Annotated in this window: 15 protein-coding genes, 1 tRNA gene and 1 riboswitch; of the genes, 7 read left to right on the top strand and 9 right to left on the bottom strand. The window is 45.9% G+C overall.

The window, feature by feature from the left end; translation table 11 throughout:
* Positions 1-5 precede the first annotated feature (5 nt).
* The 5 genes from ACYVI9_RS07520 to ACYVI9_RS07500 form a co-directional block, all read right to left on the bottom strand.
* A complete protein-coding gene (locus ACYVI9_RS07520; RefSeq protein ID WP_460762782.1) occupies positions 6-1,262 on the bottom strand; it encodes a homoserine dehydrogenase in 1,257 nt (418 codons plus the stop codon).
* A gap of 29 nt (positions 1,263-1,291) precedes the next feature.
* Positions 1,292-2,314 carry a homoserine O-acetyltransferase family protein gene (locus ACYVI9_RS07515; RefSeq protein ID WP_460762779.1) on the bottom strand — a complete coding sequence of 341 codons (1,023 nt, stop codon included), beginning with the start codon at positions 2,312-2,314 and terminating at the stop codon, positions 1,292-1,294.
* Positions 2,315-2,357: 43 nt separating this feature from the next.
* Positions 2,358-3,668, bottom strand: coding sequence for an O-acetylhomoserine aminocarboxypropyltransferase/cysteine synthase family protein (locus ACYVI9_RS07510; protein ID WP_460762776.1), 1,311 nt, complete (start codon positions 3,666-3,668; stop codon positions 2,358-2,360).
* Positions 3,669-3,930: 262 nt separating this feature from the next.
* A riboswitch (SAM riboswitch) is annotated at positions 3,931-4,049 on the bottom strand.
* A 102-nt stretch (positions 4,050-4,151) separates the two neighbouring features.
* On the bottom strand, positions 4,152-4,817 hold the full coding sequence (locus ACYVI9_RS07505) for an SGNH/GDSL hydrolase family protein (RefSeq protein WP_460762773.1): 666 nt from the start codon (positions 4,815-4,817) through the stop codon (positions 4,152-4,154).
* 92 nt (positions 4,818-4,909) lie between these two features.
* The gene (locus ACYVI9_RS07500) at positions 4,910-6,274 is read right to left on the bottom strand and encodes an exonuclease domain-containing protein (RefSeq protein ID WP_460763020.1); all 1,365 of its coding nucleotides are present in this window, start codon (positions 6,272-6,274) and stop codon (positions 4,910-4,912) included.
* A gap of 103 nt (positions 6,275-6,377) precedes the next feature.
* On the opposite strand from ACYVI9_RS07500, the gene ACYVI9_RS07495 reads away from it, so the two are divergent.
* Complete coding sequence (locus ACYVI9_RS07495; protein WP_460762770.1) at positions 6,378-7,328, top strand: class I SAM-dependent methyltransferase; 951 nt, start codon at positions 6,378-6,380, stop codon at positions 7,326-7,328.
* A gap of 79 nt (positions 7,329-7,407) precedes the next feature.
* On the opposite strand, the gene mdh is transcribed toward ACYVI9_RS07495, so the two are convergent.
* Positions 7,408-8,337: a malate dehydrogenase gene (mdh, locus tag ACYVI9_RS07490; RefSeq protein WP_460762767.1), complete on the bottom strand. Its 930-nt coding sequence runs from the start codon at positions 8,335-8,337 to the stop codon at positions 7,408-7,410.
* 315 nt (positions 8,338-8,652) lie between these two features.
* Between mdh and ACYVI9_RS07485 the strand changes: the two genes are divergently transcribed.
* The 4 genes from ACYVI9_RS07485 to ACYVI9_RS07470 all read left to right on the top strand — a co-directional run bounded on the left by ACYVI9_RS07485 (position 8,653) and on the right by ACYVI9_RS07470 (position 11,764).
* A tRNA-Gln gene (locus ACYVI9_RS07485) sits at positions 8,653-8,723 on the top strand.
* A gap of 494 nt (positions 8,724-9,217) precedes the next feature.
* The gene (locus ACYVI9_RS07480) at positions 9,218-10,192 is read left to right on the top strand and encodes a Gfo/Idh/MocA family protein (protein WP_460762765.1); all 975 of its coding nucleotides are present in this window, start codon (positions 9,218-9,220) and stop codon (positions 10,190-10,192) included.
* A 39-nt stretch (positions 10,193-10,231) separates the two neighbouring features.
* A complete protein-coding gene (locus ACYVI9_RS07475; protein WP_460763017.1) occupies positions 10,232-10,846 on the top strand; it encodes a sugar transferase in 615 nt (204 codons plus the stop codon).
* 9 nt (positions 10,847-10,855) lie between these two features.
* Complete coding sequence (locus ACYVI9_RS07470) at positions 10,856-11,764, top strand: GNAT family N-acetyltransferase (protein ID WP_460762762.1); 909 nt, start codon at positions 10,856-10,858, stop codon at positions 11,762-11,764.
* On the opposite strand, the gene ACYVI9_RS07465 is transcribed toward ACYVI9_RS07470, so the two are convergent.
* On the bottom strand, positions 11,754-12,443 hold the full coding sequence (locus ACYVI9_RS07465) for a 2-C-methyl-D-erythritol 4-phosphate cytidylyltransferase (RefSeq protein ID WP_460762759.1): 690 nt from the start codon (positions 12,441-12,443) through the stop codon (positions 11,754-11,756). The two genes, ACYVI9_RS07470 and ACYVI9_RS07465, sit on opposite strands and share 11 nt — an antisense overlap.
* Before the next feature lie 158 nt (positions 12,444-12,601).
* Here ACYVI9_RS07465 and ACYVI9_RS07460 point away from each other — a divergent pair, with 158 nt between their 5' ends.
* Together ACYVI9_RS07460 and ACYVI9_RS07455 are read left to right on the top strand one after the other, a co-directional pair.
* Entirely contained in the window at positions 12,602-13,105 is a 504-nt protein-coding gene (locus tag ACYVI9_RS07460; RefSeq protein ID WP_460762756.1) for a hypothetical protein, read from the top strand.
* A 158-nt stretch (positions 13,106-13,263) separates the two neighbouring features.
* Complete coding sequence (locus ACYVI9_RS07455) at positions 13,264-13,716, top strand: cytochrome d ubiquinol oxidase subunit II (RefSeq protein ID WP_460762754.1); 453 nt, start codon at positions 13,264-13,266, stop codon at positions 13,714-13,716.
* A 12-nt stretch (positions 13,717-13,728) separates the two neighbouring features.
* Here ACYVI9_RS07455 and ACYVI9_RS07450 read toward each other — a convergent pair whose 3' ends face one another.
* Positions 13,729-15,567, bottom strand: coding sequence for a TonB-dependent receptor plug domain-containing protein (locus ACYVI9_RS07450; RefSeq protein WP_460762751.1), 1,839 nt, complete (start codon positions 15,565-15,567; stop codon positions 13,729-13,731).
* Between the two features lie 56 nt (positions 15,568-15,623).
* Positions 15,624-15,986: a BlaI/MecI/CopY family transcriptional regulator gene (locus ACYVI9_RS07445; RefSeq protein ID WP_460762749.1), complete on the bottom strand. Its 363-nt coding sequence runs from the start codon at positions 15,984-15,986 to the stop codon at positions 15,624-15,626.
* Positions 15,987-16,020 lie beyond the last annotated feature (34 nt).

The following is a 16,020-nucleotide window of genomic DNA, read 5'->3' as shown; positions in this document are numbered from 1 at the left end:
GTGGATCAGAGCAGTCCTGCTAATTCCAGACTCTTTTTCTTTACCTGTCGTTCTTCTATACTTTCAAGAATTGGGTCCGGCTCCAGTATAAGGGAGTTCCCGTTTTCTTTCCACCACTGCCCCTCTTTGAGCTTCTTCAGGGCAATAATGCCGGACAGGTATTTTCGGTCTTCCTGGGCATGCCACTGTTCAATCCATTCGAAATCTTCCGTTGGTATATTCTTGATATCGTTGAAACTCACATAAACCCTCAAATAAATATCGTCGTTCAGCACATGGGGATCATGATGGTAGAGTTTTTTATACTCATACTTATATCCATAACGCAATGCGGAAAGATCACTTAAGACAGCGGAAGCCGTAGGAAAACTACCCGCCCCCTTACCATAGAAAAACTGCTGGTCAGCAAAACCGCTTTCAATCACTACGCCGTTGTATTCATTTTTTACAAATGCCAGCGGGTTATCCGCCTTAACAAACTGCGGTAAAACAAAAGCGCCTACACCACCACTGACCAGTTTTTTTGCCTGGGCAACCAGCCGTATCTGCTGACCGCGCGATTTGGCCACGGCAGCGTCAGATTTATGTATATTCTGAATGCCCGTAAACAGAATCTGGTCCGGGGTCGTTAAAATGCCGTAAGCATGGCAGAGAAACAGGGTCCACTTATTCAATGCGTCAAAACCTTCTACGTCCAGACTGGGGTTGCTCTCCGCAAATCCCAATTGCTGGGCCAGCAATAATGCTTCCTTAAATCCCAGGTCTTCGTCGAACATCTTGGTGAGTATAAAATTGGTACTTCCATTAACAATGGCACGGATGCTATGGAGTAAATCATTATCATAGTACTCTTCCAGATTCCGGATTGCCGGGATTGAGGCACAGGCAGAAGACTCATATAAAAAGGAGCGACCGGTTTTCTGCTGAAGTTTCAGTAATGCCTCAAGATGTTCTGCGATCATCTTCTTACTGGAGCTGACCACTTCCTTCTTGTTTGTCAGTGCGGTTGTCACAATCTCGAAAGCGGCATCGGCATCATCAATCACTTCGACAATCACATTGATTTCCTCGTCCTCAAGCAATTCATTCTTATCGGTGGTAAATAAATCTGCCGGTGCACTCCTTTTCTTTCCCGGATGCTTGATACACACTTTCTTTATTTTTGCGGATAATGAAGGTGTTTGTTCCAGGACACGGTATAGCCCTTCCCCCACCACACCAAATCCAAACATACCGATCACTAATTGTCTGTGCTTGCTCATCTGCTTCTACTTTTTAATTTTTAATCAACTCAGGCCTGCTCGCTCATGAAAGCCGCTATCGTTTCCGTGAGTTGCTGGTATTCCAGCAGGAACCCATCATGTCCGTAGTCTGAAAGAATCAGCTTCACCCTGGCCTCGGGTATATGACTGGCCATGAATTCCTGTTCCTGAGGCGGAAATAAAAGATCACCTTCGAGGCTCAGGGCCAGGGTCCGGGCCTTGATGCGCCCCAGGGCCTTGATGACACCCCCCCTTCCCCTGCCGAGATTATGGGAGTCCATACTCTTGGTCAGCGCATAGTAACTATAGGCATTAAACCGGGCAGAAAGCTTGGTCCCCTGGTACCGCTGATAGCTCTCACTGCGAAAACCCTCAATCAGTTCATCAGAAGTTTCCGATTGGGTCTTGTTGTAAGCCGTACCGGTTCTGTAGGAAAGCAGTGCAATACTCCTTGCCACTTCCAGGCCCTTCTTTCCTGCCGCTGGCGAAGGCTGCAACCAGGTATGGTCCGCTTCAATAGCCATGCGTTGCGAGGCATTGAAAGCCTTGCCCCATGGAGAAAGTTCGGCATTGGTGGCTATTGGGAAAATGTACTCAAACAAATCCGGATCCATAACAGCCCATTCCAGCAATTGCTGTCCGCCTGTACTGCCGCCGATACCGACTTTGATCCTGCGTATCCCCAGCGCCTGCTGGAGCAATCGGTAAGCCTCCACCATATCCCTGATGGTAAAAAATGGGAAATGCTGAAAATAAGGCTGACCGCTTTCCGGATCCGTATCCAAGGGGCTGCTGCTGCCATAACAGCTCCCCGGCATATTCACACAAATGATAAAGTCCTTCTGCGGATCAAACAGCCGGCCGGCTCCTATCATCTCCGGCCACCACTCATGCGGCCGGCTGTTTGCAGTTAATGCATGAAAAACCCAAATAACATTGTCTCCGGCTGTATTGATCTGACCGTAGGTCGTATACTCCAGATGGAGCTGGTTGTAAACAATGCCGCGCTCCAGCCTGAAAGCCTGCTCGTAATTAAAATGCCCTTGCTTCATATAAAATCTGCCACAAATTCAGGCGGGTCGTACCTCAAATGATTTATTTGGCTGCTGCCTGAAATGCCTGTTCAAAATCTGCTTTAATATCGTCAATATATTCTATACCCAGACTGATGCGAATTAAATTATCCAGTACTCCTGCGTTTTTCCGCTCCGCTTCTGACAATTGCTCATGGGTTGTAGAGGCAGGGTGAATGGCCAGTGTCTTGGTGTCACCCACATTGGCCAGATGACTGGTCAATTTCAGGGCATTGATAAAATCCCTTCCGTTTTCCAAACCTCCCTTGATACCGAACTGCAGTACACCACCCGCGCCCTTTGGCAGGTATTTTTGTGCCAGCTGATGATAGGGGCTGCTTTCCAATCCCGGATACCAGACAAAATCCACCTGATCATGCTGTTCCAGCCATTGGGCCAGGGCCAGTGCATTGTCTACCGTACGTTGTACCCTTAAGGACAGGGTTTCCAGTCCCTGCAGGAAAAGGAAAGCATTAAAGGGGCTCTGCGCAGGTCCGAAATCCCGGAGTCCTTCCACCCGGGCCCGGATGGCAAATGCAATATTCGGCAGTCCCAGGGGATTGCCTTCACCGAATACTTCCCAGAAATTCAGGCCATGATATCCTTCAGAAGGTTCTGAGAACTGCGGAAATTTGCCATTCCCCCAATTATAATTACCTCCGTCAATAATAACACCTCCGATGCTGGTTCCGTGACCACCAATCCATTTGGTAGCTGCATGCACAACGATATTGGCACCATGCTTCAGTGGCTGAAACAGATAGCCCCCAGCACCAAAAGTATTGTCCACAATCAATGGCAGATCCAGCTCTTTGGCCAGGGCGCCGAATTTTTCAAAATCCGGTACATTCAACCGGGGATTACCCAGCGTTTCCATATAAATCGCCTTTGTCTTGTCGTCTACCAGTTTGCGGAAGTTTTCCGGCTGATCGTCTTCGGCAAAACGGACATCGATGCCCAGTCTTTTAAATGAAACCTTGAACTGATTGAAAGTACCACCATACAAATAGGGAGAGGTCACAAAATTATCACCAGCTTCCAGCAGGTTGGTAATGGTCAGGAATTGGGCTGCCTGACCCGAAGCAGTGGCGAGTGCTGCAACGCCGCCTTCCAGTGCGGCCATGCGCTGCTCGAACACATCAGTAGTTGGATTCATGATGCGGGTATAGATATTACCAAACTCTTTCAAACCGAACAAATTTGCCGCATGGGCAGCGTCCTTGAATTGAAATGAAGTTGTCTGATAAATCGGAACGGCGCGGCTGCCGGTGGTGGGATCGGGTTGCTGGCCTGCATGTACCTGTAAAGTATCGAAATGTAAATTATTGCTCATGATTGTATGTATTAAAAATGTAAAAAGATAATTGTCAAATTAACCGGTTAACAACAGCAAATAAAAACTGCTTGCTGATAACATCGAATTTCCCCTCGGGGTAATTTCCCCAGTACAATTGATCTTTTCTTCATGGCTTATGTATTTTCTAATATTAATGAATCCGCACTGATAAAGTTCATATACGCGATACAAAAAAGGCCTGCCAGTTAAACTGGCAGGCCCGTATATTATTCAATAATTTATCAGCGCTAAGATTACCAGCTTATCTATCCATTGCGCTATCAGCGAAAATGGTTGGAATTGGCACCTTGCTCCTTTAGAAGTGGGCAGGTTGCCAAGGCTTCACAGGGCCACACCCTCTGCCTTTCTTGATAAGTATATTAAAGAACTGGTTTCGTCTAAAGACGATGCAAATATATAGCAGCAGATCGAAATAAAAAAGTTTCTGTTTCTACTTCGCAGCCCTGACCCGCTCCCCGGCTATTTTAGCTGTCGGATTACCTGCCACATCTGCTGGGCAACCAACAGATTTCCGGCGTTGTTCAGATGGACTTTGTCCACCGTCAGCACACCTTTTTCCTTGTTTTCGGGGTTATGGGTTCTCAGGTAACCGGTAAAAGCCTCCCGCAAATCCACCAGAGGCAGATCGTTCTTGGCTGCATAATCCCGGATCCATTTAGAATAGAGGTTCAGATCTCCATCCTGGAGATTCGTGATATCGTTGCGTTCACCAATTACGGAAGGTGTACACATAACAGGCTGAATACCCTGTTCCTTCATTTGGCGAATCATCTTGTCATAAAAAGCTCCAAACTTATCCAGATCCGTCCCTGTGCCCCTGGTTGTTTTATGCCAGACATCGTTGATACCAATATAAACGACTACAATATCCGGTTGCTGATCCAGTACGTCCTCCTGAAATCGAAAAAACAGATCATATATCCTGTTTCCAGAAACACCTTTTCCTACAAACTCAAAATCCCCAGCTGAAGGATCCAGTTGGCTAAGACTGTCAATTTTGGGAATATAACCGCCTTTTCCCGCACCCTGGCGTGTAATGGAATCGCCGAAAAATATCACTTTCTTTTTCTTAACCGGTTGGAAGGCAAACAAACCGAATAGCAGCACGGCGACAAAATACTTCATATGAATGACAAGTTTAAATAGGAATTTACTACAATAGCCGCCGCAGTTTCATCTAATAGAAGTATGAATGACAGCGATTTAAAGGAGCAAATTTATGGGTTCTGATCCAGTTTGAGCACTTTGGCCGGATAACGTTTGGCGTAGGAAAACAACATGTGGGTAATTGTGCTGTTCTCCTTATAAGGACGGACCAGCTCTTTAAAATCAGTGGCCAGACCGACTTGCAGATCGGTCGGTATAAATCCCATCCCGTAAAACTTACCCTGCCAGACCAAAATACAGGACTGTTGATCCGCATCAGGCCCTTTGTCGATGATGGCAAAAGAGGGCATCCGCTTCAGTTCTTCGATGGCGTCCAATACCCGGCTGTTATAGTCCTGCGGCCGCTCCTCATTCCTGCAAGCCCCCTTACAAAGTAAATCGTGCAATCGGGGATCATATACCGCTTCGGGAATAAAACACATTTTAGGACAAAGATCAAATTCCTTTATAAGCTGTCGCAAGGCCGCATGTGCATTGGCGATTTGATGAAAACTACTGATTACTTCATAGCGGCTGTTGATTTTATCAACCGCCAGACGGAGATAGTCATGTTGATCCGGATAACAAATAATGCCGTAGCGGTCTTCTCTTTTTTTCTGGGCGGCATTAAACTTTGGCCAGAGGCGTTTGATCTCAGTGGATTCCTTAACGGCAGCCATCAGCTCTGTTCCACACTCTTCAAAACTTATATGGTGCACATGACGCATAAAATGCTGCTTTTGCCGACTGGTAGCGTTATTGCTAAAATGGCTGTTTACCCGATAACGTATGTTTTTAGCTTTTCCCACATATACGACCTTTCCTTTTTCATCATGAAAATAGTAAACGCCAGGTGCATAAGGTAACTGTTCAAAATCAGACTGGGGTACATTGGGCGGCAGCACCCGCTCTTTGGACCGGCGACTCAGGCTTTTCTGAACATGGCCTTCGGTATCATTGTCCAGCAATAATTTAAATAGCGCAGTCGTCGCCCGAGCGTCACCACCGGCCCGGTGTTGATTTTCATGCCGGATCCCTAAAGCGGTACATAGCTTACCCAGACTGTAGGACTGGTAACCGGGAAGGATTTTCCGGCTCATTCGGACGGTACAGAGTTTGGGAACATCCAGGTCATAGCCCTGTGCCTGCAACTGGCTTTTTACAAAAGAATAATCAAAATTGACGCTGTGCGCTACAAAAATCCGGTCTTTCAGTATTTCATAGATGGGCGCAGCCACCTCCTCAAATAAAGGTGCATCAGCCACCATTTCGTTGGTAATTCCGGTCAGCGCCTGTATAAAAGATGGAATCTGATGAACGGGATTGATCAGGGTTTCAAATTGATCGACAACCCTGTCACCATCAAATACAACGATCCCTATTTCGGTAATTCCGCTGGCGGCTGCATAAGAACCCGTGGTTTCAATATCTACAATTGCATACTCGATGGTAGTCGGTATTTATCGCTCCGGGACAAATCCATCCGGTTTATCGTCTTCAGAGCATTTGAAATGCTAATTTCGCGAAAAATACCGGTCCATGAAAGAATCCCATAAATTTGAAATGTTCCGTAATCGTTTGACCAAGGTTTACAGGCATTTACAGAAAGTGGCCAAAAAGCAACATATCAGTTGTTACCGGATTTATAACCATGACTTATCCGAATTCCCTTTTATCATCGAAATTTATGCCGATAAATTATATGTCGCTGAATATAAAAAAAAGCACCAGCTCTCCGTAGAAAGCCATCAATACTGGCTGAAGGAAAGCCTGGCTATCATGTCGGAAGTGCTGGCGATCCCGGTAGCGAATATCTACCTGAAGCAACGGCAACGAAAACCAGGACATGAAGGTCAATACCAGAAAACTGCTGAGGAAAAAAACGAATTTACCATCAATGAAAATGACCTGAATTTCATTGTCAATCTTAGTGACTATCTGGATACCGGGCTATTTCTGGACCACCGGACTACCCGCCAGATGATCCGGCAGCAATCCGAAGCCAAAAGGGTGCTCAACCTGTTTGCCTATACCGGTTCCTTCTCGGTTTATGCTGGTGCAGGCCGAGCCGCCTCGGTAACAACAGTAGATCTCTCCAACACTTATATCAACTGGGCCAGACGCAATATGGCATTAAACGGTTTCGAAGACCCGGAGCGGTACCATTTTATAACCACAGACGTATTGCAATACCTGAATCAGGCAACTTTGCCGGAATTTGATCTGATTATTCTGGATCCGCCGACCTTCAGTAATAGCAAAAAAATGAATGGTGTACTGGACGTTCAGCAGGACCATGTACAACTGATTAACCAATGTCTGCGTTTGTTACACCCGGGAGGTAGTATTTATTTCAGTAATAATTACACCCGGTTTCGACTGGACGCGGAACAACTGAATGCCGGCGCCATAAAAGACATCACCCGGGCAACCACCCCCTTCGATTTTGAAGGAAAACTACAGCGATGGTGCTATCTGATCACCAAATAATTCGGATTCCCGAACCAGGAGGACAAAAAATATCCCGGCCTTCAGGCCGGGATACCACAACAATGAAACAGTGACAATATTAAAGCGTTTTTAAAACATCATTCATCGTTCTTACAGCGGCAGCACTCTTATCAAAGGCTGCTTGTTCCTGTTCGCTCAGTTTAAAGTCTATGATTTGCTCCCAGCCATTGCGCCCCAGCGTAACCGGCACTACCAGAGATATATCATTCTGCCCATATTCACCTTCCAGATACACACCGCAGGAAATTAACTTTTTCTCATCCCTTAAGATGCTTTCCACCATTGCCGCCGTACCGGCTCCGGGAGCATACCAGGCAGATGTTCCGATCAGTTTTGTCAGTGTCGCGCCGCCGACCATGGTATCCGCAACGATTTTCTGCTGCTGTTCTTCACTCAGGAAATTGGTTACCGGCGTACTGCCCCAGGTTGCATGCTGAATCAGCGGGATCATCGTTGTGTCTCCATGTCCGCCAATCACCACTGCATTCAGGTCGGCAGGCGAACATTGCAATTCCTGACTGAGGTAGTAGCGAAAACGTGCGGAATCCAACGCACCACCCATACCAATAATCCTGTTCTTCGGCAATCCGGAAGTTTTCAGGGTCAGGTAATTCATGGTATCCATAGGGTTGGACACCACTATAATAATGGTATTGGGAGAATATTTCAGAATATTTTCAGTAACGCTCTTTACAATACCTGCATTAACGCCAATCAATTCCTCCCTTGTCATGCCTGGTTTTCTGGGCAATCCGGAAGTAATTACGACCACATCGGAATTTTCCGTGGCCGCGTAATCATTGGTAACGCCTTTTATTTTGGTATCAAAGCCCAGCAGTGCCGCTGTTTGCATCATATCGATGGATTTCCCCTCCGCGACGCCTTCTTTAATATCTAATAAGATCAGTTCTGATGCCAGCTCTTTGCGGGCAATATTATCAGCACAGGTTGCTCCTACTGCGCCAGCCCCCACTACGGTTACTTTCATTGTTATTCAAATTTTAGATGAAATAATGTATCCCTGCAAATGTAATGAAACAGAATTGTTGGTAGCTTCAAAAAAACAGGGTCCTGTGTAAAATCTCCAGTCCCTGAAGTTGAAGGAACTCAAAAGTTCCCGGCAGTTTCAGTCGGATTGGTCCCCGGTTCAGGCCGGTTCAAAACCGGGACCATCATTCAGGATAACCGGTATCCCCGACCTGGTCAGTTCCTCCGAAAGGGGTGCAAAATTTTTAGGTTGTCGTGACTTTCCAAATAAATTTTTCCTTATTTTTGCAACCCGAAATAAAAATCGGAAAAGGATTGACCCATGGTGTAACGGTAGCACTACTGATTTTGGTTCAGTCAGTTAAGGTTCGAATCCTTATGGGTCAACAGTAAAAAACCACTTATTAAATTGATTTTCAATTATATGAGTGGTTTTTTTATTCCGGTAGGTAAATAGCGGCACGGTTTCCTTAGGCGCCCCCGCCAGGACTAACCATCGAACTCCATTAGGGAACACTGCCGCATTTTAAAGCATACAGCCGGCGCAAAAAACATCAGACAGGCGGCCAACTTTAAACACCTCCCAATAATGAACTACCGGGCCAGGATTCGGAACTACATTAAAAAGTAATATCCATCTCATTGATCTTATCGATTTATAAACTTAAATGATTCGCCGGAGACAGGACCCGATGGTAAGCAGTAAAATTCCCGTCCGATAAATTGATCTAACTACCGGATATCTGCGGATTTCACTCCCAGACATTCGAGGCGGCCTTAAAAAATATACTACTTGCCGGTCAAGCCAACCTACCGCCGGCTGCCTTTAATTTCCAAACTAAATCTCTGGTTCATTAATCTAAAAATGAATACTTTTGGCAATGCTTAGAATCGGAATTGTCGGCGTAGGCCATCTGGGTAAGTTCCATTTAAATAACTGGCTGGATATTGCAGATGTGGAAGTAATGGGATTCGTCGACCCAAATGAGGAAACTGCCGCTGAAGTTGTTGAAAAATATGGATTAAAAAGGTTTCATGATACCGAAGACTTTCTCAATCAATGTGACGCGATTGATATCGTCGCCCCCACCAATTTTCATTATGACTGGTGTGAGCGGGCGATAAAATCCGGCAAACATGTCTTTGTTGAAAAACCGTTTGCCCATACAATGGAAGAAGCCAGACAGCTGGTAAAACTTGCGAAGGAATCCAATATCAAATTACAGGTAGGGCATGTTGAACGGTTTAATCCCGCTTTTCTTGCATTGAAAGGCATTCCGCTCAATCCCATGTTTATTGAAGTGCATCGTCTGGCCCAGTTTAATCCCAGGGGAACGGAGGTTAGTGTTATCCTCGACCTGATGATTCATGATATCGACATCATTTTAAGCCTGGTCCAAAGTGATGTTAAAAAGATTTCCGCCAGCGGTGTAGCCGTTATGACCGACACCCCGGATATCGCCAACGTCCGCATAGAATTTGATAATGGCTGTGTTGCCAATCTGACCTCCAGTCGCATTTCCATGAAAAAAATGAGAAAAATGCGGGTTTTTCAAAAAGATGCGTACATTGGCATTGATTTTCTGGATAAGAAAACGGAAATAATCAAGCTCAAAGAACCAACAGACAAAGACGTTTTTTCGTTTGACATTGCCACACAGGGAGGGAATAAAACAATAGCGATTGCCAATCCCCAGATTCCCGAGGTCAATGCAATTAAAAAAGAACTGGAAGAATTCAGGGACGCTATTCTTAACAATACCCAAACGGTTGTTTCGGAAATAGACGGCCTCAAGGCAATGGATGTAGCCCATCAAATCCTTGCCAAAATTGGCAATAGCAGCATTGCCCGTTGAAAATGACAATTTATTTTAATCCTTGACTGTTAACAGTTCCTGTGCAGTTTAAATAAGGCAGCCATAAGAGCCTACCGTAACTATATTAAACGTCTTACAGATATCATTGGATCCTTTCTGGGATTGGTACTCCTGTCCCCCATAATGGCCCTGGTCGCCCTTCGGGTATATCTGCAGGATCGTGGTCCCATCCTTTACCAGCAACAAAGGATCGGATATAAGGGAAGTCCTTTTTATATCTATAAATTCCGGTCGATGAGAACCGATGCGGAAAAAGATGGCCCCAAGCTTTCTTCTGATGACGATTGCCGCATAACACCTTTTGGAAAACTAATGCGTAAGTGGCGTCTGGACGAATTGCCGCAACTTTGGAATATCTTCAAAGGTGATATGAGTTTTGTGGGGCCTCGCCCAGAAAGAAAATTTTTTATTGACAAAATAAGCCAATTTCATCCAGACTATCAGTTATTGCTCAATGAACGTCCCGGGTTAACCAGTTGGGGAATGGTTCAGTTTGGATACGCGCATAATGTGGAGGAAATGATTAGCCGAAGTCGTTACGATCTGGAGTATGTGAGCAGGATATCCCTGCCTTTTGATATGAAGGTAATGATCTACACATTAAAAATTATATTGCAGGGCAAAGGCAAATAACCAAAAAACATGGAAGGGCAAATAGTATACCTGAACCGTGCAGCGATTAACGATGCGCGCTGGAATGCCGCCATAGCCCGCAGCACCACGCCTGATATTTATGCCACTTCACGCTGGCTCGACTGTCTCTCACCCGGCTGGGGTGCATTGATACTGAATGACTATCAATGTGTGTTGCCACTTACGTTTAAAAAGAAATATGGCATTCGTTATCTGGTACAGCCGGATTTTACCCAAAAAACCGGTCTGTTTGCCGACACAGGACGACCCGGGGACCATGGACAGCAATTTCTGGACGTCATGTTACAACAATGTTCCTATGGCAGGATTTCTGTCAATTGGGAAATTGATGCAGCAAAGGAACACCGTCGAAACAATTATATCCTACCGCTGAACAAAGATTACGGATCGATTTCCGCCGGCTATCAGGAGGTATTGATAAAAAACCTGAAAAAAGCGGCCAGACAATTATTGTATTTTGAAGAAGGAACCGACAATCTGCTGCCGATCCGGCTTTTCGAAAATTTATACGGAAGAAAACTCCGGTTGAAATCTCGGTCGCTCCGGGGACTGAAGGACCTGACTTCGCAACCGCCGCTGGGTGCTGAAGTCTTTTCGAGACTGGTAAAAGATGGTCGGGGAACCGTCCTGGCAGCCAGTTTATTCTTTAAGTATCGGGGGCGTATTTATAATATAATCTCGGCTACCACACCGCAGGGACGCCGGCTCGAAGCCGTCCGATTTTTATACGACCAGCTGATTCGGGAATTCAGCAGTCAGGACCTGATCCTGGATTTCGAAGGTGGAAATGCCCCCGGTACCGCCTTCTTTTTCCGGCAGTTTGGCGCACAGCTGGCACATTATTATGTAGTTCATTGGAACCGCCTGTCCTGGCCATTACGGCTGTTCAAGAGCTAGCTTCGAGGTGTTGACCTTCGAGAATCCTGGATGCCAGCTCCATATCCAGCGGATGGGTAATCTTGATATTCGTCCGGCTCCCTTCCACCAGCGTCACTTTCATACCAAAAGATTCGACGACGGAGGCTTCATCCGTAAAACGGTCCTTATAATCGATCTGAAAGGCCGGAACTAATATCCGGCTGTGAAAAACCTGGGGCGTTTGCACCAAAACGACTTTATCCCGATCCAGCACTTCGCTGTTGCCGTCTTCGCTGATCAGTCGCAGGCTGTCATTGGCTTTAATGACCGGTACAGCAGTGCCGGTTTCCAGGGCTGATTCATAACAGTGCCGGATCAATGGGATGGAAACCAGGCAGCGAACTGCATCATGTACGAAAATGATCGATTCCCCTTGCGTGAGTTCAAGACCTTTTTTGACGGACTCAAATCTGGTGGCCCCGCCGATTGTCAACCGGATTCTGTCCTTATCGAAATAAGCGTCGATAATCTCCTGACCCAGATCCATATAAGCCTCAGGCAGCACCAGAATTAGTTTCAAGTCCTCAAAAGCCTGCAAAAACGAATGAAGGGTATAATAAAGTACCGGCCTGCCGTTCAGTATCATAAACTGTTTTGGCAGTTCACTACCCATCCTGCTTCCGGAACCACCGGCTACTATAATCGCTACTTTATCCATATACGCTATTAAAAACAATCAAAAATATCTGTTTTTATGTTTATTTACCGCCCTGGATACCCAAATCTTTAACAATTATTTGCGTAAATTAAACTTAAGGTCGCCTGGAAATGTTAAAAGTTAAGTAACTTTAAGAGCGTAAACCGAAAAGCCCTGTAATGAAACAAGGAATTGCCATATTAGCGGCGGCATTTTTGCTTCTGGTGGCCGTCAGTTCCTGCGAAAAGACCGAATTATCCGAGAACAACCAGCCGGTTGAAGCCTGGTATCTACAGAACAATTTAAGTGTACCGGTTTATTTTCAGCAGGGATATCTTACCCAGGATGGGGCGGACCGTATGCATTATACGATTCGCCAGGAGATCCTGCCCGGCAGGACCCTCGCCTTTACCGGCCCTATTCCGGGATCTGGCGAGGATAGTCTGTCTACTGCAAACGGTTTCCCAGGCTATCAGGCCATTCTCCTGACCATCAATAACAAAACCAAACGGGATATGAATTGTGCGGATTTTCCCCAAACACATGACCGGCAGGATTGCCAGCTGGATACCGTAAATTTTTTCAATAACAACAACAAATGGCGCGAAGTATATACGCCGGAAAAAGACAGTACCACACGGATTTACCTCATTGATGGCAGGGACTCACTGGAAGCCCATTAGCAGAAACTGCTTAAAAATCAGCGGCAAAAGCCGCCTTTCACTTATTTTTATCTTAGCGGAAAGTTCTGCCAGTTTAATAGCAGAGGCCTCTGTGTGAACCCTATTTAAAATCTAGTATGCGGCGTAATTATCCTTTACTTGTTTTTATCCTGTTATTTATGGCAGTCCTGTCCGGTAACCTGACAGCCGGCGTGTCGCTGCTGGGACAGTTGGGGATTCATTTTTTTTATAAGGCCTATGGCTTTTTGAAAATATGGTGGCAGGCTGCGCTGGTATTTGCCGTATTTATGGGGGTCATCGGTCTGCTATTATTTCTGCTTGACCGCAGATTAAAGGGCCTGCTTCGTAAATCCATCCTGCTGCTTTGCTTTGGAATCATGATGATCGGCCTGTACCTTACGTTCCGTGATTTCCGTAATGACCTGACCCATCGGTTGTTGGGCGAACGTTTCCACCTTGGTATTTATTTATACTGGTTGGGCGGGGCTATCCTTTGCTTGTTTTTTGCGTTGACCAAAAAAAAGACCAACCATCCACCGAACTCAAACGAATTAGCCGGGGATCACCCGCCCTTCGAACAAGACAGCCGTCCAACGACCGGAACGTTCTAGTGGGGTGCTCATTTAACGGGTGGTAATGATCATCGCCCCGTGCGCTGCCTTGTTTCCGTAGTATTTGAGGGCAGATTCTCCTTTTAAAACATCGATTGATTTAATCGAACCTGGAGACAGCTTTTTAATCTGGCGCGCGGTAGCCTTCTGACCGTTAAGAACGTAGTAGATTTTCTTATCCACGTTAAACACTTCGTTCTTTCGAAGCTTCAGCCCCGAAACCGGCCTTTCTTTCTGAATGGCATATCCCTTAACCACAACCTCTCGCTGAGATTTAATCCTTTCAACCGGCGGTTTTTCCGAATCCGGCCGGATCTTTACGCCGATAACTTTCACTTCAGATCCATCGACAGGCCCGGGGTGGGGAGACCGGCGGGCGTTAACCCCCTTCAGGGTGACCGCTTCCAGGTTACTGCCGGGCTGGCTGCCCGCGGATACATTATTTTTTGTTCTGACGATAATAACACCATTGGCTCCTTTGTCGCCGTATGTTGCGGTAGCGCTACTGCCTTTAAGGACATCGACACTGCTGATTCTGTCCGGAGATAGCGACTCTATATCCGCGCCCTCCACGCCGTCGAGTATGACCAGGGGCTTCGTTCCGGGAACCTTTTTTGTGGCAAACGCCTTGGTAGTAATGTTGATTACTCCGTTAGTAGCCCGCTCCCCATAAGTATCTACAGCCGCGGAACTTTTAATGACTTCAATCGATTCAATATGATCTCTGTCGACTTCATGTAGATTAAAGTCCGGAGACTGCATGTTCCCATCTATAATTATTAGTGGCTTCTTTTTGGGCGTCCCGGTATTTTTCCCTGTTTTGTCCGACTGAACACTGATTCCAGCCCCCGTAACAGCGGGTGTCGTATCGCCTGCAATGAAAAACTCCGAATCGCTGCCACGATGGGGTGTTACCGGATTCGAATTAACTGCCCCCAATGATTTCGATGCAGGGGCAGGTGTTCGAAAAGCCTGTTCCTGCATTTCCGATCTTTTGCGGAAGGACAATAAAAGTACCGTCGCCACTGGCAGTAAAAACAAAAATTTCAACAGGTGCACCTGGGCAGTTTTCAGGGTATTCATCATGGCAATGCGTTTCTTGAGTGAAGAAAAATTAAAATGATTGGTAAAGGCAAACTGTCTGTTGCCCATAACCTTTAAAAGCAGGTACTGATAGTTTTTTTTGTCAAGGCCCTGCTGCAACAATCGGTCGTCCGCGATAAACTCCAGATTCTGCCTGACATTATGCTTGAGCAACCAGACAAAGGGATTAAACCAGTTCAGAATACAAAGTAGCTCACACCAGACAATATCGATGGTATGCCTTTGTTTTACATGAACAAACTCATGGCGGATCACTTCTTCAAGCTCCTCCCCCTGATGCAGGTGGACATTGATGAATATGGCGTTGCCAAAAGAGAATGGCGACATTTGTTCTTCCAGTTGATAAATGGAAATGTTATCGGTTGAAATCAGTTGCGCCCTGGACTTCATACGACGATACGACCAATAACGGATAGCAAATCTGAGGGCGAGCAAAAGGGCACCTGACGCTGCAACGACACTCACCCAATCCCAGAAAGAAAGGGCCGTCCAGAATCCTTCCTTAGTGAAAGTCGTAAAATTCAGCACCGGAACCCAATCGATCACCGGCGCCTGTTGAATGTTACGCTTTTCCAGCGAAGGCATAATATTAATCAACGGCATGATAAAGCTCAGGGCGGTATAACCCAGGAGGTACCAGCGATTCCAGTTATAAAAAGTCAGCCGTCGTAAGAATAACTGGTAAAACAGATATACAATGGCCAGACAGATATTTACTTTCAGGATATAATCAATGATGACAGGCATGAGATATTTATTTAGGTGGTCGAGCGAGAGGGAGCTGCAACTTCAAAATCTCCCCTTTATTTCTTTTTTCCGGCTTCGATCATTTTTACAATTTCCTTTAATTCGTTGGCTGAAAGTTTTTTCTGATCGACAAAAAAATTAACCAGTTCCTTATAAGAATTGCTGAAATAATCCCTGACGACACTTCCCATAAATTTCTTTTTGTACTCATCTTCGCTAACTGAGGGTCGATATACATAGGTATTACCAAATAAACGTCCGGTAACATATCCTTTTTTCTCCAGATTCTTGATGGTAGAGGCTATAGTGGTATAGGGGCCGGGCGTATCCATTTGCTCCATATAGGCCTTTATATGGCCTTCGCCCACTTTCCAGACCGCAATCATCAACTGTTCTTCCTGTGATGTAAGCTTTTTCATTATTTTACGACTTTGATGCTAAACTACGATATTT

The organism is Niabella terrae (assembly GCF_054783135.1).
The sequence above is the reverse complement of the archived record's forward strand: the minus strand, read 5'-3'. Positions and strand labels throughout refer to the sequence as shown.